This window comes from Oryzibacter oryziterrae (genome assembly GCF_021864535.1).
Taxonomy (GTDB): Bacteria; Pseudomonadota; Alphaproteobacteria; order Rhizobiales; family Pleomorphomonadaceae; genus Pleomorphomonas; species Pleomorphomonas oryziterrae.
This window is the reverse complement of the sequence record NZ_JAKJIC010000008.1, coordinates 103,195-126,523: the sequence shown is the minus strand read 5'-3', so window position 1 is coordinate 126,523 and position 23,329 is coordinate 103,195. Positions and strand designations below refer to the sequence as shown.

General features: G+C 61.1%; 20 protein-coding genes and 1 pseudogene. 11 read left to right on the top strand and 10 right to left on the bottom strand.

Annotated features, from left to right (window positions below; translation table 11 throughout):
- Nucleotides 1-18: 18 nt before the first annotated feature.
- Complete coding sequence (locus L2I41_RS10665; RefSeq protein WP_237153532.1) at nucleotides 19-1,644, bottom strand: alkaline phosphatase PhoX; 1,626 nt, start codon at nucleotides 1,642-1,644, stop codon at nucleotides 19-21.
- A 166-nt stretch (nucleotides 1,645-1,810) separates the two neighbouring features.
- On the opposite strand from L2I41_RS10665, the gene L2I41_RS10660 reads away from it, so the two are divergent.
- Both L2I41_RS10660 and L2I41_RS10655 read left to right on the top strand, forming a co-directional pair.
- Nucleotides 1,811-3,343 carry an acyl-CoA carboxylase subunit beta gene (locus L2I41_RS10660; RefSeq protein WP_237153531.1) on the top strand — a complete coding sequence of 511 codons (1,533 nt, stop codon included), beginning with the start codon at nucleotides 1,811-1,813 and terminating at the stop codon, nucleotides 3,341-3,343.
- Between the two features lie 241 nt (nucleotides 3,344-3,584).
- On the top strand, nucleotides 3,585-4,352 hold the full coding sequence (locus tag L2I41_RS10655; protein WP_237153530.1) for a siderophore-interacting protein: 768 nt from the start codon (nucleotides 3,585-3,587) through the stop codon (nucleotides 4,350-4,352).
- 159 nt (nucleotides 4,353-4,511) lie between these two features.
- Here the strand turns inward: L2I41_RS10655 and L2I41_RS10650 are convergent, their stop codons facing one another.
- The 6 genes from L2I41_RS10650 to L2I41_RS10625 all read right to left on the bottom strand — a co-directional run bounded on the left by L2I41_RS10650 (nucleotide 4,512) and on the right by L2I41_RS10625 (nucleotide 10,943).
- Nucleotides 4,512-6,023 carry a capsular polysaccharide export protein, LipB/KpsS family gene (locus tag L2I41_RS10650; protein ID WP_237153529.1) on the bottom strand — a complete coding sequence of 504 codons (1,512 nt, stop codon included), beginning with the start codon at nucleotides 6,021-6,023 and terminating at the stop codon, nucleotides 4,512-4,514.
- 82 nt (nucleotides 6,024-6,105) lie between these two features.
- Complete coding sequence (locus tag L2I41_RS10645; RefSeq protein ID WP_237153528.1) at nucleotides 6,106-6,846, bottom strand: proteasome-type protease; 741 nt, start codon at nucleotides 6,844-6,846, stop codon at nucleotides 6,106-6,108.
- A 187-nt stretch (nucleotides 6,847-7,033) separates the two neighbouring features.
- Complete coding sequence (locus tag L2I41_RS10640) at nucleotides 7,034-7,858, bottom strand: transglutaminase family protein (RefSeq protein WP_237153527.1); 825 nt, start codon at nucleotides 7,856-7,858, stop codon at nucleotides 7,034-7,036.
- Between the two features lie 6 nt (nucleotides 7,859-7,864).
- Nucleotides 7,865-8,809, bottom strand: coding sequence for an alpha-E domain-containing protein (locus tag L2I41_RS10635; protein ID WP_237153526.1), 945 nt, complete (start codon nucleotides 8,807-8,809; stop codon nucleotides 7,865-7,867).
- A 73-nt stretch (nucleotides 8,810-8,882) separates the two neighbouring features.
- Entirely contained in the window at nucleotides 8,883-10,286 is a 1,404-nt protein-coding gene (locus L2I41_RS10630) for a circularly permuted type 2 ATP-grasp protein (RefSeq protein WP_237153605.1), read from the bottom strand.
- A 195-nt stretch (nucleotides 10,287-10,481) separates the two neighbouring features.
- Entirely contained in the window at nucleotides 10,482-10,943 is a 462-nt protein-coding gene (locus L2I41_RS10625; protein WP_237153525.1) for an Lrp/AsnC family transcriptional regulator, read from the bottom strand.
- Between the two features lie 198 nt (nucleotides 10,944-11,141).
- Here L2I41_RS10625 and L2I41_RS10620 point away from each other — a divergent pair, with 198 nt between their 5' ends.
- Together L2I41_RS10620 and L2I41_RS10615 are read left to right on the top strand one after the other, a co-directional pair.
- The gene (locus tag L2I41_RS10620) at nucleotides 11,142-12,161 is read left to right on the top strand and encodes a 1-aminocyclopropane-1-carboxylate deaminase (RefSeq protein ID WP_237153524.1); all 1,020 of its coding nucleotides are present in this window, start codon (nucleotides 11,142-11,144) and stop codon (nucleotides 12,159-12,161) included.
- Nucleotides 12,162-12,677: 516 nt separating this feature from the next.
- Complete coding sequence (locus L2I41_RS10615) at nucleotides 12,678-14,936, top strand: putative bifunctional diguanylate cyclase/phosphodiesterase (protein WP_237153523.1); 2,259 nt, start codon at nucleotides 12,678-12,680, stop codon at nucleotides 14,934-14,936.
- A gap of 254 nt (nucleotides 14,937-15,190) precedes the next feature.
- On the opposite strand, the pseudogene L2I41_RS21675 reads toward L2I41_RS10615, so the two are convergent.
- Nucleotides 15,191-15,292: pseudogene (locus tag L2I41_RS21675) on the bottom strand (RadC family protein); the annotation flags it as partial.
- 243 nt (nucleotides 15,293-15,535) lie between these two features.
- On the opposite strand from L2I41_RS21675, the gene L2I41_RS10605 reads away from it, so the two are divergent.
- From L2I41_RS10605 to L2I41_RS10580, 6 genes are all read left to right on the top strand, one after another.
- On the top strand, nucleotides 15,536-16,063 hold the full coding sequence (locus L2I41_RS10605) for a hypothetical protein (protein ID WP_237153521.1): 528 nt from the start codon (nucleotides 15,536-15,538) through the stop codon (nucleotides 16,061-16,063).
- Nucleotides 16,060-16,608 (top strand): hypothetical protein, encoded by a 549-nt coding sequence (locus L2I41_RS10600; protein WP_237153520.1) that lies wholly within the window; start codon nucleotides 16,060-16,062, stop codon nucleotides 16,606-16,608. Before L2I41_RS10605 ends, L2I41_RS10600 begins: the two co-directional genes overlap by 4 nt.
- Before the next feature lie 37 nt (nucleotides 16,609-16,645).
- Nucleotides 16,646-17,716, top strand: a complete 1,071-nt coding sequence (locus L2I41_RS10595; protein ID WP_237153519.1) for a hypothetical protein — start codon at nucleotides 16,646-16,648, stop codon at nucleotides 17,714-17,716.
- Entirely contained in the window at nucleotides 17,713-18,228 is a 516-nt protein-coding gene (locus L2I41_RS10590) for a hypothetical protein (RefSeq protein WP_237153518.1), read from the top strand. Before L2I41_RS10595 ends, L2I41_RS10590 begins: the two co-directional genes overlap by 4 nt.
- A 12-nt stretch (nucleotides 18,229-18,240) precedes the next feature.
- Entirely contained in the window at nucleotides 18,241-19,047 is an 807-nt protein-coding gene (locus L2I41_RS10585; RefSeq protein ID WP_237153517.1) for a hypothetical protein, read from the top strand.
- 72 nt (nucleotides 19,048-19,119) lie between these two features.
- Nucleotides 19,120-19,806, top strand: a complete 687-nt coding sequence (locus tag L2I41_RS10580) for an OmpA family protein (RefSeq protein WP_237153516.1) — start codon at nucleotides 19,120-19,122, stop codon at nucleotides 19,804-19,806.
- Between the two features lie 102 nt (nucleotides 19,807-19,908).
- Here L2I41_RS10580 and radC read toward each other — a convergent pair whose 3' ends face one another.
- Nucleotides 19,909-20,610, bottom strand: coding sequence for a RadC family protein (radC, locus tag L2I41_RS10575; RefSeq protein ID WP_237153515.1), 702 nt, complete (start codon nucleotides 20,608-20,610; stop codon nucleotides 19,909-19,911).
- Nucleotides 20,611-20,736: 126 nt separating this feature from the next.
- Between radC and L2I41_RS10570 the strand changes: the two genes are divergently transcribed.
- Entirely contained in the window at nucleotides 20,737-21,066 is a 330-nt protein-coding gene (locus L2I41_RS10570) for a MazG nucleotide pyrophosphohydrolase domain-containing protein (RefSeq protein WP_237153514.1), read from the top strand.
- 50 nt (nucleotides 21,067-21,116) lie between these two features.
- Here L2I41_RS10570 and L2I41_RS10565 read toward each other — a convergent pair whose 3' ends face one another.
- Nucleotides 21,117-23,147, bottom strand: a complete 2,031-nt coding sequence (locus tag L2I41_RS10565; protein ID WP_237153513.1) for a DUF4139 domain-containing protein — start codon at nucleotides 23,145-23,147, stop codon at nucleotides 21,117-21,119.
- Between the last annotated feature and the right edge of the window lie 182 nt (nucleotides 23,148-23,329).

Genomic DNA, 23,329 nt, shown 5'->3' with positions numbered 1-23,329 from the left:
TGAGCCTGACGGCCTGGATCACTTGGCCGAGACGATCTCGTAGGTGACGTTGTCGCCATGCTGGTGGGTGTAGAACACGCGCCAGCCATCCTTGAACGGGGTCGGCAGCTTGGTGCCGATCAGGCCTTCGACCGAGGCGTCGCCGTCAGAGACGTGCAGGCCGGTGATCTCGTTGTCGCCGTCGTTCTGGAAGTCGTTGTCGCCGGCAGAGCCGATCTCGACGTCCTTGAGGGCGGCCGCGTCACGGCCCTGGCCAAGGAAGCGGACGAGGGCGTCGGCGCCGACCTTGCCGTAATCGGCGGTGAGGTCGATGACATAGGCGCTATCGAGGGCGTTGCGCTGGCCGTGCAGCTTGTCGCCGCCGTCTTCCACCACGCCCAGGCTGTCGGCGGTGAGGAAGGCCATGTTGTCAAAGCCGGTGTGGGCGGCGTTGCCGCGCACGACGATCGACAGCGAGCCCTCATCAGCCGACGGGCTGTCCTGGGTCAGCTTGAACATGCCGCCGAAGCCGCCGAACTCTTCGCCCGCTTCGGTCTTGGCGTTGGTGTCGCCGGTTTCGGTGAAGAAATATTCCTTGAAGCCGGTGCCCGGACGGAACTGGGAGTTCTCAGGGCGCTTGAACGGCGTACCGCCGGCAGCCTTGGCGGCCTCGTTGGCGTCGAAGGCGTTGGCGGGGGTCTCGGCGGTGTCGTGGACGGTAACCCACTTGGTCTTCAGCGCGGCGCCATAGGTGTGCAGCGCCTTCATGCCGTCCGAGAGGATATCGGCGTCATTTTGGCCCTTGTGGAAGACAATCGGCTGACCGTCGGTGCCGAGGACCTGCAGAACCTGCAGCTTGCCGCCCTTGGTCAGGTCGGTCTTGTCGGCGGGGACAAGGCGATAGATGAAGGAGTTCGGCTGCTTGGCGTTCTTGGTCTTCTCGCCGCCCTTGCCGCCGTTGTCTTCAACGAGCCAGACCGAACCGTCGGAAGCGATCTGCACGCCCTCATAGGAAGCGCGGCCGGTAACGTCGGAGATGTCGTGCACGGTGGAGGGGAAGTCGACGGTGGCCGACCAGACGCCGCCCTCGGCGCCTTCTTCAGACGTCAGCAGAATGGTGCGGGTGAACGGGTCCCAGGTGGAGCCGTCGACCATCGGCACGGTACGGCCTTCCTGGGTCTTGAACTGCATCAGCGTGACGCGATGGGCTTCGTCGGCGTCGAGATTGATGCGGGTGAGGGCACCATAGGCAGCGCCATCGGCGCCGGTGGGGGCGTTCTCATGACCCTGGAACAGGAAATGGGTGCCGTAGTTGTAGGCGGCGTCCGGGCCCTTCTGGCCTTCGAGCACCAGATAGGTGTTCTTGTCCGGCTCGGTCTTGGTGGCTTCGACGTTGTGGCCCTTGGCCTGCACGTCGCCAGCGGCCGGCGACATCGGGCCGTCGGTGCCGTAGCCATAGTGAGCGAGCTGCTCGGAGGGGTTCTCCAGCTTCATGTCACCCTTGGCCGCGACGACTTCCTTGATCTCGGGCGAGAGGATGTCCTCGGCGGTCTTGCCGTCTTCACGCGGGTTGGCGGACACCGAAGTCCAGTTGAGATCGCCGGCGAAGGCCGGGAAAGTGGCGAGGGCGAGCGCCGTGGAGGCGAGCAGGACGTAGCGGTTCATCTGGAGTCTCCAAGGATGGGTACGGCCCTCAGATAGTCCTGGCACATAACGACTTCGTGACAACACTTATGCACTTTTCCGTCAGTTCTTCGGCTAACGTCTAATGTACGTACCGGTCCGTCTTCGTGGTAGGAAGTCATTACGCAGACGACAGGAGACCGGTGAAATGAAGGAAGTGCTCGACGAACTCGACCGTCGCCGCCATGAAGCCCGCATGGGCGGTGGCCAGCGCCGCATCGACGCGCAGCACAGCAAGGGCAAGCTGACGGCGCGCGAGCGCATCGAGGTTCTGCTCGACCACAAGTCCTTCGAAGAGTTCGACATGTTCGTCGAGCATCGCTGCGTCGACTTCGGCATGGCCGACACCAAGATGCCGGGCGACGGCGTCGTGACCGGCTGGGGCACGGTCAACGGCCGCAAGGTCTTCGTCTTTTCCAAGGACTTCACCGTGTTCGGTGGCTCGCTCAGCGAGAGCCACGCGGCCAAGATCACCAAGCTGCAGGACATGGCGTTGCGCAATCGCGCGCCGATCATCGGCCTGTTCGATGCCGGCGGCGCCCGCATCCAGGAAGGTGTCGCGGCGCTGGGCGGCTATGGCGAGGTGTTCAAGCGCAACGTGCAGGCCTCCGGCGTCATCCCGCAGATTTCGCTGATTCTCGGCCCCTGCGCCGGTGGCGACGTCTACTCGCCGGCGATGACCGACTTCATCTTCATGGTGCGCGACACCTCCTACATGTACGTCACCGGTCCCGACGTGGTGAAGACCGTTACCAACGAGACGGTGACGCACGAGCAACTGGGTGGCGCTTCGGTTCACACCACCAAGTCGTCGATCGCCGACGGTGCCTTCGACAATGACATCGAGGCGCTGATCGAGATGCGCCGCCTGATCGACCTGCTGCCGGCCTCCAATCAGGCGGACCTGCCGGAGATCGAATGCCACGACGACAGCGAGCGCATCGACCGCTCGCTCGACTGGCTGGTGCCCGACAATCCGAACAAGCCCTATGACATGAAGGAGCTGATCCTGAAGACGGTCGACGAGGGCGACTTCTTCGAGATCCAGCCGACCTTCGCCAGGAACATCATCACCGGCTTCGGCCGCATGGAAGGGCGGACCTTCGGCATTGTCGCCAACCAGCCGATGGTGCTGGCCGGCGTGCTCGACTCGGACGCCAGCCGCAAGGCAGCGCGTTTCGTCCGCTTCTGCGACTGCTTCAACATTCCGATCGTCACCTTCGTCGACGTGCCGGGCTTCCTGCCGGGCACCGCGCAGGAATACGGCGGTCTGATCAAGCACGGCGCCAAGCTGCTGTTCGCCTATTCGGAGGCAACGGTTCCCAAGATCACCATCATCACCCGCAAGGCCTATGGCGGCGCCTATGACGTGATGAGCTCCAAGCACATCGGCGGCGACCTCAACTACGCCTGGCCGACGGCGGAGATCGCGGTGATGGGCGCCAAGGGGGCGGCCGAGATCCTCTATCGTGGCGATCTCAACGATCCCGAGAAGATCGCGGCGCGCATCAAGGAATATGAGAAGCGCTTTGCCAATCCCTTCGTCGCCGCCGAACGCGGCTATATCGACGAGGTGATCTTCCCGCACTCCACCCGCAAGCGCCTGGCTCGCGCGCTGCGCATGCTGCGCGACAAGCACATGGAGCAGCCCTGGAAGAAGCACGACAACATTCCTCTGTGAGCGAGGATGCCGAGTGTGTGTGGTCAAGCAAGTCTTGGCCGCACACGCGAGTGTGATCTCAGGATGCTTGCCTTTTCAGCGTCGCTTTCTCAAAATGCGTTGTCACTGCTCTGATGCTTCAAGAGCACGTAAGCGTTAACGTCACTCAACGCGCATGGCTACACGGGTTTCCGTTGCTGGCCTGCGCGGGTTTGTCTCGTGTCAGGCTGCAAGTCGAGCCTATACTGAACGACGAGACAACATGAATACACAAAACACTCGTAATACTGGTTCTGGTCTGGTCACACGCATCCGGCATGACGTGAAGATTCGTGATCTTGAGGTCCTTCGCGTAGACCGGCTGACGCCGCACTATGTGCGGATTACCTTTGGTGGTGATGACCTGGCGGATTTTGTCAGCCTGTCACCTGACGATCATGTGAAGATCTTTGTTCCGCTGGCCAATGGGGAGACTGCGATGCGCGATTATACGCCGCGCTCGTTTGATCCTGCGAAGCGTCAGCTTGCCATTGACTTTGCCTTGCACGAGGCGGGACCGGCAACTCTCTGGGCTCTCAACGCCAGGGCCGGCGACCGTCTCAAGATCGGTGGACCGCGGGGATCGGCGGTGATTTCGCAAACAGTCCAGCGTTGGGTTCTGATCGGTGACGAAACCGCTCTTCCTGCGATCGCCCGGCGGATTGAAGAGGCCGGCCCAGGCGAACGGATCACCTGTGTGGTTGCTGTTGCAGGAGAAGCAGAGGTTCAAAACTTTGATACCCAGGCTGATCTGGACGTCCATTGGGTCTTCCGACCCGAGTCGGCGGCCGCCCTGCCGGCCGCTCTGCTTGCCAAGGTCAAATCGCTTGAAGTTGAAGCGGAGACCTTTGTCTGGATTGCGGGAGAAGCAAACGTTGCCAAGGCAGTGCGGGCGCACTTTCTGGACCAGGTGCGGCATCCGATTTCCTGGATGAAGGCGGCGGGCTATTGGGTCGCAGGGCAAGCGGATACCCACATGTCGCTGGATTGAACCGACCAGTGGTTCGATTCTGACATTTGCATCCGCCTGACACGACCCATCGAGCAAATGTCACAATCGCCCAATAGCAGTGCTGCTGGCGTTGAAAGGTCCAGCTGAGCCTAGCGGCACTGCTGTCCTGATACCATTCATGCCGCAATGGCACGTCTGTCATTGCAATCCTTCCAAGAACCGCGCCGGGAAAAGTGCCGTGATGTCGCGCTCCATCGGGTTGGCCGAATAGCTGTGGCGCAGGGCGTAGATCAGGCGGTCGATGTCTTCCGGGGGCACCGGCAGGCGATGGGGCACGAAGACGTCGGCAAACTCGCCCGGGCGCGTGATGCGGAAGGTGGCGGCCTGATATTCGGCCTCGCCGAAGGTATAGACCGGCTTGCCGTGCAAGAGCGCCTCGGCGCCGGTGCCGGAGTTGACGACGCAGACCGCTGAGGCGCCGGCGATCAGATCGTGGATCGAACCATCGACCAGCTTGATGAGGCCGCGTCTTTCGGCCCGCCGCAACGCCAGCGACATTGCCCAGGACTTGCAGCGCGGGTGCCGCTTGACCAGGACGTCGATGCCGAGGCGCTGGCCGGCGGCCACCACTTCCTCCAGCATCTCGATCGGGTGAAAGCGGGCAAGGCGCTGAACGGCGTCTCCGATCACTTGCGTCGGCACGAAGATGTAGGGGCGGTCGGTTGCGGCAGCGGAGCGCTCGGTCGCGGGCTGGTCGTATTTGGACTGGTTGCCGCCGATGACGATACGGCGTTCCTCGGCAATGAAGGCGGCGATCTCTTCCGGCGTGGCGATATCGGCGTCCGGCAGCGGTGCCTTGGCGAAAGCCGCCCAGCCAGAGTAACCCTGGCTGTCGACACTGAACCAGCCGCGCCGCTCGGTTTCCTTGATATGGACGCCGTTAGGGCGGGCCCCGATGGTGTGATAGGCGACGTAGGGACTATCACAGTCGATGACGCCATGGGTGCCGAGGCGGGGGATCAGGCGGATGGGAATCCCGGTCTGCTCCATTCTGGCGAAGAGCTGTGCGTAGATCGCCCGAAGTGTCGCCCGAAATCCCGCATACCCTTCCGGATGGATGCGGGTGAGGGCGTTGGGCAGGAAGATGGTCAGCGTCGCGTCCTGATGGCCGCTTACTTTCCCCTCGGCCAGATCGCGCAGATCTGCAGCGGCTGTGTCGATCACGTGGCGCCAAGGCTGGACTTGGTTGGCGATCTCGGCAATGGCCTCTGCGAGGTCGGTCGAAGCGGCCAATCCTTGGGCGACAGCTTGTGTTGCCACGCTCTGGGCGGCGGCCAGATCGAGCAGGGTCAGGTAGGCGTGGGCGCGCGCAAAGGCGGCCTCGTCTGACGCCAGGTGAGCGCCCTTCACTTTGTCCAGCCGGCGATAGGCATGCCGCAGCGCCTTGGCCATGCCTCGAGGATCGCCGCTGCGTTCGGCCAGAGTGGCGATGTCGATCGCAAGCTCCGGGCCGAGGAAGGGATTGAGGTCGAGCCAGAATGTGCCGAGACGGACCAGCCAGCGATCGTCGCCCACATGGCCTGATCCGCCGAGGCGAATGAACCGGGTGGCGCGGGTGAAGGAGAGCAAGGCCTTGAGGCCATCTCGCCAGTAAGCGGTGCGCTCGCCGATGGCCACGATCAGGGCCGCGATGTCACCCAGCTTGACCATGCCGTCGGCTCCAGGCGTGTTGCGTGTCGAGACGATCTACCTGTGGGACAGTAGAGCAATGTCCGCCGGAAATCCCACGCTTTCACCCCCCATAAGGGGGCGTCGGGATCGCCTTGTGGGCGGCGCGCAAGGCGGCGCTCCAGCGTTCGCGGAGGTCGTGGAAATAGGGCTCGCCCGGCTCGATGCGGTGGAGCACGTCGTGGGCGATGGCATCGCGCTTGATGGTGATGAGGTCGATGGGCATGCCGACACCGAGGTTGGAGCGCATGGTGGAATCCATCGAGATCAGCCCGAGCTTCAGCGCCTCGGTGATCGAGGTGGAGAAGGTGATGGCGCGGTCGAGGATCGGCTTGCCGTACTTGTGCTCGCCGATCTGCAGGAAGGGCGTGTCTTCCGTCGCCTCGATGAAGTTGCCCTGACGGTAGATCATGAAGAGGCGGAGGCGGCCCTTGGCGACCTGGCCACCGAGCAGCATGGTGATCTCGAAGCCGGCATTGGACTTCTCAAGCGACGGGCCGTCGATGCGATAGACCTCGCGGATGGCGCGACCGACCAGCTGGGCGGCCTTGAACATGGACGGCTGGGTCCAGATGGTCTCGACCTGCCCGGTTTCCGGGTTCTCGATGCCTTCGCTGAGGAAGGACAGCACCGCCTGGGTGATGGCCAGATTGCCGGCGGAGGCAATGGTGATCATCCGGTCGCCCGGGCGTTCGAAGATGTGGAGCTTCTTGTATTGCGAGACATTGTCGAGCCCGGCGTTGGTCCGGGTATCTGCGATCATCGTCAGGCCTTCCTTGACGAGGATGCCTACGCAATAAGTCATTTCAAGCTCCGAAAATGAAGTCCAGCTCGAGGGTTGTCATTAGAGGATCGCACGAAAATGTCACGTGCGAATTCGGGAAAGCGCGGGGTCTTGCAGGGAAAACAGACGGTTCGACCAAAGAGCGGTTGGGAGCCGCTTGCCGAACCGTTCCGCTGATCAAGCGGGGCGCCCCGAACGTCTGTCCTTGTCAGTAGCCGACCTGTTCCACCACGCATTTCACACTGGATACGGCAGACGAACTGCCGCGATCATAGCCGCGCACCCAGGCCGCGCCGGCTTGATCCAGCCCTGAGGCTATCCGCACATAGCTGTCCGTGGGGCATTTGTTGGCGGTGACGTCGAAGGCGACCCAGCCGAGCCCGTCGATCAGCGCTTCCGCCCAGGCGTGGAGGCTGTTGGTCCCACCGTCGCGCAGGCGATAGCCGGAAATGAATCGGGCGGGCAGGGCGAGCGAGCGCGCCGCGGCGATGAACGCATGCGCCTGGGCGACAGGGCTGCCTTCTTCGGCGGTCAACGTATCTTCGGGGCGGCCGGTGGCAACGCCAGTCAGTTCGTCGAGCTCGGCCGGCACCTCGGCCACCGCTTCGTGCAGACGTTCCATCAAACGGTGGCACACATCGAGAGTCGAGCCGTCGCTGGTGGCGCGTACGTCTGCCGCCAGTGCTCTGATCGGGGGGGTGATCTCCGTCAGCGGCGTATCGCGCAAGTAGATGCCGATGGGCATGCGATCGACGCCAATGCCTTTCAGCACGCCCGCCATGTCGTCCACTTCCACCTCGCCGTCAGCGACGATGACGATGCCGGGCAGGGGGCCCGGCACGGCGAAGTCGTGGACGACGTTGCCGAAGGGATCGGACGTCCTGTCCTGGCGGCAGTCGCTGTCAACGTCGATGCGCCAATGGCGTACATATTGGCCATCGAAGTTGCGCGGGCTCATGCGCAGCGAGCGCACGACCATGCTGGCCGGCTCATCAAACTCGGTCTTGATCTCGTGGTGGATCCTGAGGCGCATCGCCGGTCATCCCAGATATTGTTCGGCGATCGCGCTGCCGAGCGTGGAGTTCTCGACGAGGAAGTCGTTGAGGAAGTTGCTGAGGCCCATGCGGAAGAGATCGGCCATCGAGGTTCCCTGCAGCTGACCGAGCGTGACGCGTGCCTTGCGCTGGGCGGTGCCCTGGCGGCCGTAGTCGCGCGACAGGCTGTCCAGGAACAGCGTGATGTTCTCGTAGCAGGACACCAGCGAGCGCGGCATTTCCGCCCTGAGAATCAGGAACTCGCCGACGAGATTGGGCTTGAGGTTGTCGCGGTAGACCCAATGGTATGACGTCAAGGCGGAGAGCGAGCGGAGGATCCAGCTCCACTGGAAATAGTCGAAGCTGCCGCCGGCGGACGGACGGTTGGGATCGAGCACGTCGGCTTTCAGCGCCAGCACACGGGCGGTGAAGTCGGCACGTTCGATATAGGTGCCGAGGCGCAGGAAATAATAGGCGTCGTTGCGCAGCATGGTCCGGTAGGCCGAGCCGTCGAAGCGCAACGATATTTCCTTGACCTTGGACAGATAGTCCGAGAGGTCCTGCCGGCTGAGGTTGGCGGACGTGACGCCGCGCGTTTCCATCCAGCCGGAGTTGATGGTTTCCCACATGTCCATGGTCAGTGCCGTGCGCACCGATCGGGCGTTGAAGCGGGCGATATCGAGGCACTGGCGAATCGACGAGGGGTTGGCGGCGGAGAAGGCCAGATGGTCGACCACATTGCGGGCATTGGCCTCGGTGCCATGCGCCTTGCGGAACAGATCCAGCGTGCCGGTACCGGCAACGGCCATTTCCCACTCGTTCTTGCCGTCGTCATAGGGCACGGGCGTGGCCGAGAGACGGGTGGCGGCCTCGACGAGGCGCGCGGTGTTTTCGGCCCGTTCCACGTAACGGGCGAGCCAGAAGAGATTATCGGCGTGGCGGCTCAGCATTGGGCGACTCCCGAAGGAGAAAAGGGCAGGGGCGAGAGGGGCGCGGCGAGGGCGGACGGGGCGCAATCCGGCATCACTCGGGGTCCTCGATGATCCAGGTGTCCTTGGTGCCGCCGCCCTGGCTCGAGTTCACGACGAGCGAGCCTTCCTTGAGCGCCACGCGCGTCAGGCCACCCGGAACGATGCGCACCTTGTCGGCGCCGGAGAGCACGAAGGGGCGCAAGTCCACGTGGCGGGGGGCGATGCCTTCACCGACGAATGTGGGCGAGGTGGACAAGGCCAGCGTCGGCTGGGCGATGAAATTGTCCGGATGCGCCTTCAGCTTGTCGCGGAAGGCGTCGATCTGCTCCTTGGTCGACTTGGGGCCGACCAGCATGCCGTAGCCGCCGGAGCCCTGGACTTCCTTGACCACCAGCTCGCCCAGGTGTTCGAGCACATACTTCAGGGCGTCGGGTTCACGGCAGCGCCAGGTGGGCACATTCTTGAGGATCGGTTCCTCGCCGAGATAGAATTTCACGATCTCGGGCATGTAGGTGTAGATGGCCTTGTCGTCGGCGACGCCGGTGCCCACCGCATTGGCCAGCGTGACGTTGCCGGCGCGATAGGCCGAGATTAGCCCGGGCACACCGAGCACGGAGTCCGGACGGAAGACCATCGGGTCGAGGAAGTCGTCGTCGATGCGGCGATAGATGACGTCCACCCGCTTGGGGCCGCGCGTGGTGCGCATGTAGACGATCTGGTCCATGACGAAGAGGTCGCGCCCCTCCACCAGCTCCACACCGAGCTTGTCGGCAAGGAAGGAGTGCTCGTAATAGGCCGAGTTGAGCGGGCCGGGGGTCATCAGCACCACGGTCGGTTCGCTCGGCGAGGTCAGCGGGGCCACCGACTTCAGCGTTGCCAGCAACTCGTCCGGATAGTTCTCCACCGGCTGGATGCGTGTCTCGGCAAAGAGATCGGGGAACAGACGCATCTGCACGTCGCGATTCTCGAGCATGTAGGACACGCCCGAGGGGGTGCGCGCATTGTCTTCAAGGACATAGAAGTCCTTGTCATCGGTGCGGATCACGTCGATGCCGGCGATCTGCGTGTAGATGTTGTGGGGCAGTTTCACGCCGACCATTTCGGGCCGGAAGGACGGGTTCTGGTAGACGAGGTCTTCGGGCACGATGCCGGCCCGCACGATATCGCCACCGCTGTAGACGTCGGTGAGGAAGCGGTTGAGGGCGGTGACGCGCTGGACAAGGCCCTTGTGCAGCGTGCCCCACTCGCTGGATGTCAGCACGCGCGGCACGATATCGAAGGGGATGATGCGCTCTTCGGCCTCGGCATCGCCATAGACCGCAAAGGTGATGCCGACGCGGCGGAACAGAAACTCTGCTTCCTTTTGTCGACGCTTGAGATTCTCGGGATCGCTTTGATCGAGCCAGGATTTGATGGTTCGGTAGGCCGGACGGGCGGTGTCGCCCATCCCATACATCTCGTCAAAAGCTGCCAATCCCGTCACTCCACCCTGGGCGCTGCCACTGCTTTGTTTGATGAATTAAGCGGCAAACTGCGCAGGAGAGCAAGGACGCTGATTGAGCAAACGAAGGTTCAGTTTGATTAATTGTTGTGCATAAGATTGCGCGTTACGCGTTAGTTCGTGAAAATAGTTCCGGTTTCCATGTCTTGGTCAGAAATCCAGGGGCTCGCCATCCTTGACCTCCTTCATGACGAAGAAGGTTCGTGTCTGCCGGACACCGGGCAGGGCGATCAGTCGCTCGCCGTGCAAGATGTTGAAATCCTGCATGTCGCGCACGCGAATCTTCAGGAGATAATCGAAGTCGCCGGCCACCAGATGGCAGTCGAGCACCATGGGCAGCACGCGGATGGCCGCTTCGAAGGAGGCAAAGCTCTCGGGGGTCGAGCGGTCGAGCACGACGCCGACCAGAGCGATGGCGCCAAGGCCCACCTTCTGCGGATCGATGAGCGCGCGCACCGAGCGCACATAGCCCTGTTCGAACAGGCGGTGCAGGCGTCGATGGCAGGTGGCGGGGCTGACGTTGGCCCGTTCGGCGAGTTCGGCGTTGGTAAGGCGGCCGTCATCCTGGAGCAGGCGGAGGAGGCGCAGGTCCGTGGAGTCGAGCTCGCTCATGGAAGGATCTCTCTATGAAGTGACGATATCTGATTAGCTTTTTTCATAAATCGAGCATCCTTCGCGTTCAAGGCTTGAAGATCAGGCCAAATTCGGAAGCACATTTCATTCCTGCTTTGTTAGATTCACGATGATCTGGCGCGCTCAGTCGCGACAAAGTTTCCGGTCCTTTCCCCGCGTTTTTTCCGACGGAGTATCTTGATGAATCTCTCCAAGTTTGCCCGCTATCCCTTGACCTTCGGCCCGACCCCCATCGAGCATCTGCCGCGCCTGTCCGAGGCGCTCGGCGGCGATGTGGAGATCTATGCCAAGCGTGACGACTGCAACTCCGGTCTCGCCTTTGGCGGCAACAAGCTGCGCAAGCTCGAATATATTGTGCCGGACGCCATCGCTTCGGGCGCCGATACGCTGGTGTCGATCGGCGGCGTCCAGTCCAACCACACGCGCATGGTGGCGGCGGTGGCGGCCAAGATCGGCATGAAGTGCCGCCTCGTGCAGGAAAAGTGGGTGCCCCATTATGACGCCGTCTATGACCGCGTCGGCAACATCCTGCTCACACGTCTGATGGGTGCCGACAGCCGCCTGGTCGACGATGGTTTCGACATCGGCATCCGCAAGAGCTGGGAAGATGCGCTTGAGGACGTGCGCAGCAAGGGTGGCAAGCCCTATGCGATTCCGGCGGGTGCTTCGGTGCACAAGTATGGTGGCCTCGGCTATGTGGGCTTTGCCGAGGAAGTGCGCGCGCAGGAAAAGGAACTCGGCTTCAAGTTCGACTACATCGTCGTCTGCGTGGTGACCGGCTCGACCCAGGGCGGCATGATCGTTGGTTTCGCCGCCGACAACCGCGCTGACCGTGTCATCGGCATCGACGCCTCCGGCACGCTGGAGCAGACCCGAGCTCAGGTCCGCCAGATCGTCGACAACACCGCCGAACTGGTGGAACTCGGCCGACCCGTGCGCGACGACGAGATCGTCATCAATCCCGACTATGCCTATCCGGCCTATGGCGTGCCGTCCGAGGAAACCAACGAGGCCATCCGCCTCGCGGCCCGCACCGAGGCGATGATCACGGATCCGGTCTATGAGGGCAAGTCCATGCAGGGCCTCATCGACCTGACCCGCAAGGGCTTTTTCCCCAAGGGCTCGCGCGTCCTTTATGCCCACCTTGGCGGTGCACCGGCGATCAACGGCTACAGCTACTATTACCGCGAGGGGTGACAACTCCTACTTTAGCAAACAGTGGTCCGGCGGTTCGTCCCCGGACCACAATGCTGTAACGCATGCGTGAGTTTGTGCGCTCATGCTGTTTTTAGTTGGTTATAGACTCCGCTCTTATAGCGATATTGCCGCGTATTATAGGTAAGAGGCTTCTGGCTGCAAAGTAATGTCCCATTTTGGATGGTCAACTTTGCGTTGTGATCATAATCTCCCGGCCTGCCGACAGTTTGATGCCCGTGTTGTCTCCATTCGCTTCTGTTGTTAAGCGGAAAAATGCTTTCATAAATAGATGCAGCACAATGAATTGATTAACATTCCTGGTGTAAGACTTTGCTGGACTTGCTTGGCTTTCGCCGTTTGAAGTCTGGCGTTGCTAAGATGTTTCCCGGGGTGAGCCGACAAAGTTGCCTGTCACGCTCTTTGCTCTGCGGTGTCGGCGTGACAGCGCAAAAGTAGATCTGACATGGTTGGCAGCAGTGCATCGGATGGGGCTGGCATGGAGCTTTCGCGAAAGAAATGACCGAGGCTGTCGATCGCGAAATTGAGCGGCTTGGTTGTCTGAGGTCGACCGGTATTCTGGATTCCGGCAAGGCCAGGACCTTTGATGCCATTGTCGAGTTGGCCTGCTCCATGAGTGGACAGCCCATTTCGCTTGTCACGCTTGTTGATGCTGACCGTCAGTGGTTCAAGGCAAGCTATGGCGTTCCGTTCTCCGAAAGCACGCGACAGCACGCCTTTTGCTCCACGGTGGTAGACTGTGACGCTCCATTGGTGGTGACGGATGCGGCGGCCGACACACGCTTTGCAGCGAATGTTCTCGTCAGCGAGCATGGGGTGCGCTTTTACGCCGGCGTACCGCTGCACAAGGACGGTCATGCGATCGGCGCCTTGTGCGTGATGGGGCCGACGGCGCCCGACAAGCCGGATGTCATCCTGCACAACTTGGCTTTGCTGAGCTCGGCAGTCGATGCGCTCATCGTAGAGCACAGCCAGCATCGGGCCATGGCAGATCTTCGGCGAGAGCTGGAACTGCGCGAGGCGCGTTTCAAGCAGACGGAAAAGGCGGCGAAGGTCGGCGGCTTTCAGGTCGATCTGGACAGTGGCGTGATCAGCTGGTCCGATCAGGTCTATCGCAATGTCGGATTGCCCATCGGCACGGCTCTGAGCACCGAAGTGGTCCTCTCGTGTTACGCCCCTGAAGAGCTTGCCGAGATGAAGCGGCGGCTCTCCGACAACTCCACGGGCATAGGCCGTCCGACCAACCGGCACTATCGGATCATAACGCCGCAAGGCGAAGAACGCTGGATGCATGTGGTGACCGAAGTGGAGTCGGTGGATGGCAAGCCACGTCGCACCTTTGGCATCGTGCAGGACGTTTCCGATCTCTATCGAAACCAGCGGCTGCTGGAGCAGGCCGCCGTGACCGATCCGCTGACCGGGTTGGGGAACCGGACCAGCTTCAATCAGCACGTCAACACGCTGCTTGGCGTCGACGGCTCGGAGGTGGGGCTGCTGCTGGTCGATGTGGACCGCTTCAAGACGCTCAACGACACTCTTGGCCATGCGGTCGGCGATCTGGTGCTTGTGGAGCTGGCAAAGCGCTTGCAGGCGGTTTCGACCCTCTCCGGTACCCGCTGTTTCCGTCTGGGTGGCGACGAGTTTGCCGTTGTCTTCTCGGCAGCAGCTTTGGCCGAGTCGATGGAGGTCTTTGCCCAGGACCTCATCGCGCGCAGCGCCGAGCCGCTGCAAGCCGAATCCTCATCGGTGGTCGCACGGGTCAGCGTGGGCGGCGCCATCTGGCGCGAGGGGCTCGGATTTGACGGCTTGTGTCAGAATGCCGATTTTGCGCTCTATCATGCAAAGGAAACCCGGCGCGGCGGCTTCGTCATGTTCGAGGACGGGCTGCGCACTCGGATGTCGGCTCGTCTCAACGCCCTCCGCCTGACCGAGCAGGCGCTGGATGAGGACCGGCTGCTTCCTTACTATCAGCCAATTTTCGACCTCAACTCCCACACCATTGCCGGTGTCGAGGCACTGGTCCGGCTGCAGACGCCGGATGGCCGACTGATGGCGGCTGCCGAGTTCTTCGATGCCCTGAACGACCATACGATCTCGCATCGCGTCACATCGCTGATGCTTGAGAGGGTCGCGCAGGATCTGCAATGCTGGCACGACAACGGCTGGTACCCAGCCCATGTGGGCATCAATGTAAGCCCCGCCGACTTCAATCACGGAGATCTGGAAGAGCGTCTGGACAAGGCCTTTTCGAGCCGTGGTCTGGCGCTTGACGGGGTGATCCTCGAGATCACGGAATCGGTCTTTCTCGATCGCTCGAACTCGTCCGTTGTCCGCATGCTCAATCGCTTGCGCCAGCGCGGCGTCGTGGTCGCCCTTGATGACTTCGGCACCGGGTTTGCCTCGCTGACGCATTTGCGGACTCTTCCTGTCGACGTCATCAAGATCGACAAGAGCTTCATCGAAAGCCTGCTGTCGGATCGGTCGAGCCTTGCCATCGTCGAGCTGGTGCATGGGCTTGCACGGCGTCTGGCGCTCGATGTTGTGGCCGAGGGGGTCGAGACCGAGGAACAGGCTGCCTTCCTGGCCGATCTCGGCTGCCACTACGGGCAGGGCTATTTCTTTGCCCGACCCATGTCGGCCAACGCCCTGCAGCTGTTTGCCCGCAAGCTGGAAATGTCGGCCGACAACGGCTCTGCCGACCTTGTGGTTGAGCACGGGATTCAGCATTTGCGACGCCGCAGCTCAGCCAACAGTTGATCTATGGAGTACTTGCCGCTCCAACAGCATGCCTCACTTCGGTTCGCAGCTGCCCGCGCCAAGAGAGCGTGCTTTTGACGTGCCGCGCAGCGTCATGCTGCGGGAGCTTCAGCCATTTCCGCCAGCCTCTCATACCAATTCGCCAGAATGCTGACGCATTGGCTCATTGAGAACAATTCGAATTTCCCATTTGCGTCAAAGGCATGAGAAATTCGAATGCGGAATACCAAGGTCATTTTCAATGCCACTTGGTCTCACATCAGCTGCAAGCCTCTCATGCTGGCGTGGCCGTCCTTGCCGATGATGATGTGGTCGTGGATGGCGATGCCCAAGGGGGTCGGGTCGCCCGAGGGGTGTTCGCTCCAGCGTCAGCATCCCGAGACGTGTTTGCACCTGCTGGCCCGCCGCGACGAGATCGTGGCGGGCCACTTGCGTCTCAGGCCTATTTCGAAAGCTCCCTTCGGCAAATCACGTATCGCGGATAGGGGCGGCATTTCTGGGTTGAATTCTTTCAAAATTTGAGTCAATCTACTTTAAATAGCATTTTTAATATCAACCTACTGTTGGTAGTTGGTTGTATTTTTGTGATGGGGGACGGGGTGTCCATTGAATGCAAGTCACAGAAAGCCCGACGGCGCCTGCATTGGCCAAGTCTTGTCTTGTTGGCGGGGGTGGTGGTTCTGAATGGGGTCTCGGGTTCGTCCGCCGGCGAAGCGACCGGGCCGTCAAGCTTCGATACAATCCTTCAAATTCAAAAGGATAGCGCCGAACGCAACGCCGACCTCTATGCCAAGATCGATGAAATGCTGAAGACGATCGAGGAGATGAAGAGCCTGGCTTTCCAGATCAATCTCCGGATCGCCCGCATTCGGAATGGCGATTTTGTTCGCGACTGCGATGCAGCCGAACAGGAGATCGCCGAAGTGGATCGCTCTCTCGTGACCGTGGACGACATGCAGAAGGAGGCCGACAGGTTGTGTTCCCACCTGCCGGCCACGGACACCGAGGCCCTTCAGATCTGTGCGAAACGAACACAAGAGTTGCAGCAGCGGCGCCAACAATTGAGCGACAGCCGCCAGATGTTGGCCGACGCCTGCCTGTCAAAGGAACAGGGAGGCCGCAAATGAAGTTGGCAACTTTTGTGAAGGCAAACCTCCTGGCGCTGTGTCTGATGGTGGCGACCAATTCTGGCGCGATGGCTCAGGAGGCCACCGATGAGATTCTTCCCGATTACAAGCAAGAAACGGAGAACATCCGGCGCAGCATTGAGAAGCTTGAGAACAATATCGCTGTTAGCCGCAGGATTCAGGAAGAGGCGGAGATCTTTCTGAAAGGCGTCGAAAACACTGGAGCGCAACTGAATGCCCAGCAGGTTCGCTGCGCGTCTCTTCAGGAGAAATTCAAAGAAGTTCCTGAGGAAAGCCAATGGATGTTCAAGGATGCTGTTGACAGATGCGCAATTGGTATGAAGAAAATCTATAAGAGATTTCAAAAAATGGCTGACAGAGTTGAAGATATAAAGAAAAAGGTTGAGGCAATTGAACGCCTAATTCCCACTTTTGGCGAGGGTATAGCTTCGGAGAAAGGGCAGCTCCAGATTAATGACGGCATGCAGACTCTCGAGCAATCCATCAATACATACAGTGAAGATGTCAAAAATGGCGGCATGTAGCGCGAGCTTGAAAGGCCTGTGTGGGGGCGTTCTGATCATGCTTGGCTGCCTGGCTGCGCATGGACAGGAGGTTGGCAGTCTAGCTGGCCTGGATGCAGTGTTGGCAGGTGCTGTCACTGATCCCGGCGACACGGTTGGTGCTGTCAAGCGTTACAAATTGAGTTCGTCGACCGGCAACCGGCAATTGCGCCTATTGCTCGCAGCGGCCATCGACAAGCTGGCATCTGCGCACAAGGATCCGGAGCAGATGGTGGTCGGGCAGGGGCAGATCCTCAAGTCTAGCTTCGACGCCATTGGCAATGAGATCGCCTTCGCATCAGGCTCAGGGGCTGCCGGCAGCTTGCAGAAGGTTGCTGATGCGTTGTGGTCCACCTATGTGGCGCCACTTGCGGTAGACGCTGAAGAAGCTGGTCTGTACCCGTTTGCACAAGCAGATCGTCGCCTCGTCCACCGATGGTTCAACGTTGAAGGTAGCAAGGTTTCGGCCTTTGAACTCGTGATAGCTGACTCGAAGACCAGACGGCTTGACTGGGTGATCACACCGCTCAGTCGCCACTCTCCCAAGAGTGACAGCCTTCTGCGCTCGTTTGTTGCTGGCGCGGCGACCAGCGAACGACCCAAGCTGGTCGCTTATTTCGAGTTATCCGGGTTCTCGCGCGAGGACATCGCATCGGTCATCAAGCTGGCCGACGCGGATCCTGGTCAACTGCAAGTGAAAATACAGAACACCCAAGCTGACATCGCCGAATGTATAGCCTCTGCCTTGGCCGACAAGAAAGCTGGCGCGAAGATGTCAGCCAGTCCCGTTTCAACGCCCGCTCCAGCTCCCGATGAAGATAAATTGACTGTCCTGGAGTTGCGGGGAGCCGTGACTGATCATCCCTTACCTCCTGCCAAACCGGGGGTGACCATCGACTGGGGTGCCGTCAAGGAGGCACTTTCCAAAGAGTGCACGGCAAAGCATCCGCCACTGACTGGTGAAGTCGATATTGCCGTCCTCCTCGATCCGCAACGTCAGGCTGAAGTTCAGTCTGTCGCACTTACTAGTCGGACCGACCTGGCCGCCTTTGTGCGCCTGTCGCGTGGTTTGGTGAAGGATTGGCCATGATGGATGTTGTTCGCTCCATATTGGCCTTGACGGTTGGCTTGCTTCTCGCTGGCTGTGTCAGCACAAAACCGGACCCGCTTCGTCGGGGTGATCTGGGGCTAAGCTACAAGCCGATTGGTAACGCTGCCGCTCCAATGCTCGCGGCCTGCGGCTCAGATCCGATGGCAATGGCGACACATTCGTCCGTATCGAGTTGGCTCGAAACCTTGCGGCACGTGGACAGCTGCGATCTCGCCAAGGTCCGCTACTACACGTCAGATGAAGTGGTCGCACCGCTGAAGCAACGCATCGTCCTGATGTCGCTCCGACCGGACGTCTGCGGCGGGCAGGCCCGGGCGCTTTCCGGGCGAGTGGATCGCCTTCTCGCCAGACTTGAGAGCCTCAAACAATCTGCGGTTCCCTATTGCTCGGTCTCAGCTGTCGAACAGGACATCAACACGTCAATCGACAAGACCCAGGGGCACTTGATGAGTGTCGATAGCGCCATTCATGCGAACTTCCCTCAATTCTGAATTGGTGCATCCATGGATTTTGCAAAACTCTTCGAATGGTTTAGGCAGCAGTTAAAGGAAAAAAATGCAGTTGAAGTCTTGAAGCTGATTCTTGCTGTAATAATTTCATGCCTATTGATAATAGTTTTCTCGGGTTTTGTTTCTAGGTACATATATGATCTTGGCGTTTCTGATTTGAAATATGTTTTGTTGAATGCTTATGCTGTTGTTTGTTTTTCATTTGCAACATTGTTATTTATTATTCCATGGCGCTATTTTTTGGTCTGCTCATTCTTGGTTGGCTTTGTGGCGCTAGTGGGAATGTTGCGCGGATATGATGTTCCCGCATCGTTTCTCCAAGTCTTCAGTGTGACGGCAACACAAGCTGGTGGTAGTCCGGTAACGCGTTCGCCTTTGGAAGTTACCGGCGAGCCGCACAAAGTCGAACACGACATTTCCTGCCCGTCGGCAAGCATCAATTTTGCACGCACTCACAATCTGCTGACGCTTGCCCGAGAGTGTTACTCGGAAGCGCATTGCTCTGCGACGCTCGAACTCTGCCGGGATTTCGGCGGCGACCCGGTGCAGGGCCAGTCTTGTGCTGTGATGGTGGAAGGCGTGCCGGACGACGACCGGACGGCCATCGCAAGCTTCGCCGAGACCGCCGGTTGTTCCGGGGCGTCGCTTTCCTGGCTCGCCGGGATGGAGGACCTCGGTGATGCGAGAGCACGTGCCAGCCTGCTCATCCTGAGTGCCTGCAATCGAAACCAGCGCCCCTCCGACGATCCGGATGTTCTCAAGGGAGCGTCTCGGTTGGGAGTTTCACCAGATTGCCACTGATCTGTCTGTCTCCAAGCCGTTCAAAACAGGGGTTCAAAGTGTCGCGTCTGCGGCGAAATCAGGGGGCGTACAATGTATATGTATTTCACTCGGCCGGTAGGTCGGCGCTGTGGTCTGGCTGCGATCGCACTGGCCATTCTGCTCGCTGGCTGCCAGACCAAAGACCCGGCGACCGGAAAGCCGAAGATTTCCGAGACTGCGAAGGGCACGGCCAGTGGCTTCGGTGTCGGATTTGTGACCTGCGGTCTTGTGTCCATTCTTCAAGGCGCAAATGGTGCGACCGCTCTCAAGCAAGGCGCAGCGTGCGGCGCCGTGATGGCTCTGCAGGGAGCCATGGCGGGATCGTTGGCCGACGAGCGCGATCGACAGCTTTATGCGGAATTCCAGAAAGCGGGGCTGTCGGTTTCCGTTCGAGAGAACAATATCGTCCTTAACTCCGCGGAGGATGTGCGCTTCGACACCGGAAGCGACGTGCCGCAAAATCTCAGCCAGATGCGCCTGAGTTCCGTCGCCAAGATTCTCAATCGCTACCCACAGCGAGCGGTTTCAGTGATCGGCCACACGTCACTTGGCGAAGACGATGCCCTCGGGCGGCAGCGAGGCGAGAGCGTCAAGACCATTCTCGTGGGAAACGGTGTCGCCGCGGGGCGCATTCGGGTCGCCGGCCGTGGTCATAGCGAGCCGATCGCGCCCGACGATGCCGCGCTGAGCTCTTACCGGAATCGTCGGGTCGAGATCTTCCTTGTGCCTGACCAGTGATGGCCGGTGGCCATGGAGATGACGGTCGTCACCTACCTTGGATCACCTCGAATGCCTGGCGCTGCAGAGATAATCGGTTGCCCCACAAGAAGCGGTGCCGCCTCACATCAGCTGCAAGCCTCTCAGGCTGGCGTGGCCGTCCTTGCCGATGATGATGTGGTCGTGGATGGTGATGCCCAAGGGGGCGGCGGCGTCGACGATGTTCTTGGTCATCGTGATGTCGGCGCGCGAGGGCGTCGGGTCGCCGGAGGGGTGATTGTGGACGAGGATGATGGCGGTCGATGACAGCTCCAGCGCCCGCTTGACCACCTCGCGCGGATAGACCGGTGTGTGGTCGACAGTCCCGGTCTGCTGAACCTCGTCGGCAATCACCTGGTTCTTCTTGTCCAGGAAGATGATGCGGAACTGCTCGCGTTCCTCATAGGCCATGGCGGTGCGGCAATAGTCGATCACCGACGACCAGGACGACAGTACCGGTTTCTTGACCATGGCCGAACGGGCAATGCGCTGGGAGGCGGCCATCACCACCTTGAAGTCGACGATAGTGGCGTCGCCCATGCCCTTGATCGACTTCAGCCGAGCTTCGGACGCGCCAAGCACCTCGGCAAGCGAGCCGAAGGTGGCCAGGAGATGCTTGGCCAGAGGCTTGACGTCCTGACGCGGTATCGAGCGGAACAGTACCAGTTCCAGGATCTCGTAGTCAGCAAGCGCTTCGGCGCCGGCGGTGCGGAAGCGCTCTCGCAGTCTTTCGCGATGCCCCGTGTAGTGGGGGAGATTGGCATTGCCTTCCTGAAAGTCACCCATGGGCGAATCCGTCTGGTGTCCGGGCACGATTGCATAAAACTTAGCAGATTTGTCGGGACGGCATACTGCCAGTTTTAGACAGTCGATGCTGCTCGGATGCGTTTGCCATCCAACCGGGGAATCGTGATGACCGAGTTGAATCTCAACGCTATGGCCGAACGTCTTGAGGCCATTTCCAGCCGCTATGCCGGTGCTTTCGGCATCGATCGCAGCGGCGATTGGTTCATGCTGAAGGTGCAGGAGGAGATGGGCGAACTGGTTCAGGTCCATCTTGCGCAGACCGGTCGGTCGCGCCGGCCGAACGAGGGCCTCGACGAGCGATTGGCCGACGAGATGGCCGACGTGCTGTGTCAGCTGCTGGTGTTCGCCCGCGCGGCCGGGGTCGACCTGGATGCAGCGGTAGCGCGCAAGTGGTTCAAATGGGAAGCGGCCTACGGCCTGAGCCCGGGCGCCTGAAAGCCGTGAGCCGCCGTCACGCGGACGGCGGCTGACAGGTTGGCGTGTGATCAGAGCGCGCGGATCGCGTCGTCGAGGTCCTGGTTGGCCTTGTCGGCGAGATCCTGATTCTTGGTCCGATCTGCTTGCGCCGCGTCGATGGCCGCTTCGCTCTTGTCGAGTTTGGCGATGTAGGACTTGGCGCTGTCGGAGGTCTCGGGCAGGGCAGCGAGGTTGGCGCGGATGCGCTCCTGCTCGGCCGTCTTGCGGGAGACGACCTGATCGGCTTCGTCCACGGCGCGCTGGTAGTCGTCCACCTTGTGCTTGAGGGCGGCGATCGCCTTCAGCTTGGCCGCGATCTCGGGCTCGATGGCCTTGGTGGAAGCCCAGTAGACGAGGCTGTCGGCGCTGCTTTCGGCGACCGTCACCACCTGACTTTCCACGGTCTTCTCGGTCACGGGAATATCCAGCTTGGCGCCGGCCTCGACCTTGGCGCGCAGGCGGAGGCGATCGGCTTCGTCGGAGACGACCTCGGCCGTCGTACTGGCGTCGTAGCCGCTGAGCTTCATGTGGTCGATCAGCAGGGTGCGCCCGGCATCCTTCGGGGCGGTGACGTGGTAGACGGTCTTGCGTATGGCGGTCGAGGTGACCGTCAGCAGGCCGTCGCGGGCCTTGATGCCGGTGATGGTGGAGTCGTCGGTCGACTCGCTGGTGACGCGGGTCTTCGGATCGGCGGCAAAGGCGGCAAATCGCTTCTCGCCCGGCGGAATGCCCAGCACCTGCGCATCGCCCAGATAGCCTTCCTTGCCATAGACGGTGAAGATGCCCGGCGGCACGCTCTTGCCGGAGGCATTGTCGAGGAAGATGGCCTCGACCGGGTGATCCCCGGCGCTGCCGCCCTGCCACATGGAAACGAGGTCGGCGTCGAAATCGGCGTCGATGATCGGGACGGTCAGCGTCTGACCGGCGAGCAGCGTGACGGGCTGGGGCAGGGTGAAGGTTATGCCGACGTCGCCCTCGCTGGAGATGGCTTCCGGGCCGCGCGACGGTTGGGGCGTGAAGCGCTGCGCCGTCGTCTTGGCGGCCATGCCGCCGACCATAGGCGCCGCTTCGGCCATGGCCATCGGTGCCGGCGCGGCAAGACCTGGCATGTCCGCCTCGCCCATCTGGTCCATGGCACCGGCGGCATCCCCCTGTGAGCCGTCGACGATGGGATTGATGGCGCCGCCCGGCAGCATGATCGGCACCTCACGGCGGTCGCGCCAGTACATGTCGAGCAGGCGCTGCTTCAGCGCCACCGGATTGGACGAGGAGAGGGTGACCGAGACGTTGTTCCAGTCGTCGCCCGTGCCGTTTTCCAGCACGGCCCAGCCCTGGACGCGGTACTTGCCGTCGGTGCCGGGGACGATGCGATAGGCGGCCTTCCACACCGGAGCGGCCACCACATAGGAGAGATCGACGGTCCGCTTGCCGCTTCCGGTGGTTTCGATGCGGATGGTGCGGAAGTTGGTGTCGGTCGCCTGCCGGACGGCGGCGATGGCGGTTTCAATGCGCTTCTGCACGCTCTCGTCGGCAAAGGTGACCGAGGCGCCGGGGCCGAGCAGGACCTGGGCGAGCGAGCCGTCCTCGTGCTGCACGGTTGCCGCCGGCACTTCGATCGGCTCGCCGGTGGTGGCGCGCTGAATCTGTGTCACGCCCAGAATGACGCCGAGATCCACATGGCCGTTGCCGTCGTCGATGGTGGCCTTGTAGCCGGTCATGGCGGCGGCGATCGTCGCCGTTGAAGCGAGGTCTTCGCGCTTGAACGGCATGTGCTTGAAGGCCTGGGCAACGGCGTTGGCGCCATCGATGGTGACCGTGGCGACGGTGCCGGCGGGGTCGCTGACGATGAGGCTTTTCAGCACGTCGTCTGCCTGATCCACCGGGATTTCGAGGGAGATCGCCTTGTCGTTGTCGCCGAGTTCCACGTGCTTGACAATCTCGGCCAAACCGCCGGAGGACAGCAGAATGCTGCCGACCTGCTCAGCGCCGAAGGCGGTGTTGACGAGGACAAGCGAAGAGGTCGCCGCGAGCAGGGCGGTGACGAGAGAAAGGCGTTTCAAGGTAATGTCCTCCCGAACAATCAATGGTCCAACATGCTCCGACGTGAAAGTCGGCGAAATCCGCAGATTTGCCAAGTCCTTGTTGTCGGATGTTCTTGATCATCGAGGACAAATGAGCTTGCCTGATGACGTCTGTGTGGCAAAGGCTGGGCGGCCTGGGGGCTTCTCCTCCGCGTTGACCC

Bases quoted from the DNA above. Each gene is read 5' to 3' on its own strand.
- L2I41_RS10580 (WP_237153516.1), top strand. From the start codon at position 19,120: ATGTATATGTATTTCACTCGGCCGGTAGGTCGGCGCTGTGGTCTGGCT.
- L2I41_RS10660 (WP_237153531.1), top strand. From the start codon at position 1,811: ATGAAGGAAGTGCTCGACGAACTCGACCGTCGCCGCCATGAAGCCCGC.
- L2I41_RS10635 (WP_237153526.1), bottom strand. From the start codon at position 8,809: ATGCTGAGCCGCCACGCCGATAATCTCTTCTGGCTCGCCCGTTACGTG.
- L2I41_RS10640 (WP_237153527.1), bottom strand. From the start codon at position 7,858: ATGCGCCTCAGGATCCACCACGAGATCAAGACCGAGTTTGATGAGCCG.
- L2I41_RS10625 (WP_237153525.1), bottom strand. From the start codon at position 10,943: ATGAGCGAGCTCGACTCCACGGACCTGCGCCTCCTCCGCCTGCTCCAG.
- L2I41_RS10615 (WP_237153523.1), top strand. From the start codon at position 12,678: ATGACCGAGGCTGTCGATCGCGAAATTGAGCGGCTTGGTTGTCTGAGG.
- L2I41_RS10570 (WP_237153514.1), top strand. From the start codon at position 20,737: ATGACCGAGTTGAATCTCAACGCTATGGCCGAACGTCTTGAGGCCATT.
- L2I41_RS10590 (WP_237153518.1), top strand. From the start codon at position 17,713: ATGATGGATGTTGTTCGCTCCATATTGGCCTTGACGGTTGGCTTGCTT.
- L2I41_RS10655 (WP_237153530.1), top strand. From the start codon at position 3,585: ATGAATACACAAAACACTCGTAATACTGGTTCTGGTCTGGTCACACGC.
- radC (WP_237153515.1), bottom strand. From the start codon at position 20,610: ATGGGTGACTTTCAGGAAGGCAATGCCAATCTCCCCCACTACACGGGG.
- L2I41_RS10645 (WP_237153528.1), bottom strand. From the start codon at position 6,846: ATGACTTATTGCGTAGGCATCCTCGTCAAGGAAGGCCTGACGATGATC.
- L2I41_RS10600 (WP_237153520.1), top strand. From the start codon at position 16,060: ATGAAGTTGGCAACTTTTGTGAAGGCAAACCTCCTGGCGCTGTGTCTG.
- L2I41_RS10665 (WP_237153532.1), bottom strand. From the start codon at position 1,644: ATGAACCGCTACGTCCTGCTCGCCTCCACGGCGCTCGCCCTCGCCACT.
- L2I41_RS10630 (WP_237153605.1), bottom strand. From the start codon at position 10,286: ATGTATGGGATGGGCGACACCGCCCGTCCGGCCTACCGAACCATCAAA.
- L2I41_RS10585 (WP_237153517.1), top strand. From the start codon at position 18,241: ATGGATTTTGCAAAACTCTTCGAATGGTTTAGGCAGCAGTTAAAGGAA.
- L2I41_RS10650 (WP_237153529.1), bottom strand. From the start codon at position 6,023: ATGGTCAAGCTGGGTGACATCGCGGCCCTGATCGTGGCCATCGGCGAG.
- L2I41_RS10595 (WP_237153519.1), top strand. From the start codon at position 16,646: ATGCTTGGCTGCCTGGCTGCGCATGGACAGGAGGTTGGCAGTCTAGCT.